The 554-nt window shown below is 43.0% G+C and carries 1 pseudogene; it reads left to right on the plus strand.

The features are described from left to right. Window positions 1–535: pseudogene (locus HMPREF1551_RS03860) on the plus strand (hypothetical protein); the annotation flags it as partial. Window positions 536–554 lie beyond the last annotated feature (19 nt).

Genomic DNA, 554 nt, shown 5'->3' on the forward strand with positions numbered 1-554 from the left:
CCGTATCAATCGCTTTTTTGGTACAGATTGGAGAGCGCAAACACAGCTATTCAGCACTGAGACCTTTTCCTTTGAAGAAGAAACAATGAGAGGAAGTATTTACCTTTCGTGTGTAGATAGCGCAAAGACACGCTTTGACATTGGGGAAGTACTCACTCATTTAGAACGAGCTCACCACTACCACAACAACCCTAAGTATTGGTTAGATTTTGGCAACAGCACCCATTCAGGGCAAGTGATTTTAAGTACTTTACAAGCTATTGAGCAACCTCATAGCGATACTTTTATTCCCATAGACACCCTGCCTACTATTACCCAAGCCTTTGGAGAACTATTAACACAATCCGAGCAGAATGACAATACCCCAAGTTGCTCCCTTGCCGAAGCCTTAACCAAGCAAGATTTGTTCATTAACGCCACCCTTTCACAGATGGGAAGCACCCTACTTTGGAACTTGTTCAGAGAAGGACTCACTCCTTACAGAGGCTTTTTCCTCAACCTTAAAGACTTTCGTACACAACCCTTAGCTGTATAAACAACAACACTGACAAGCA

This window comes from Capnocytophaga sp. oral taxon 863 str. F0517 (assembly GCF_000466425.1).
Classification (GTDB): domain Bacteria; phylum Bacteroidota; class Bacteroidia; order Flavobacteriales; family Flavobacteriaceae; genus Capnocytophaga.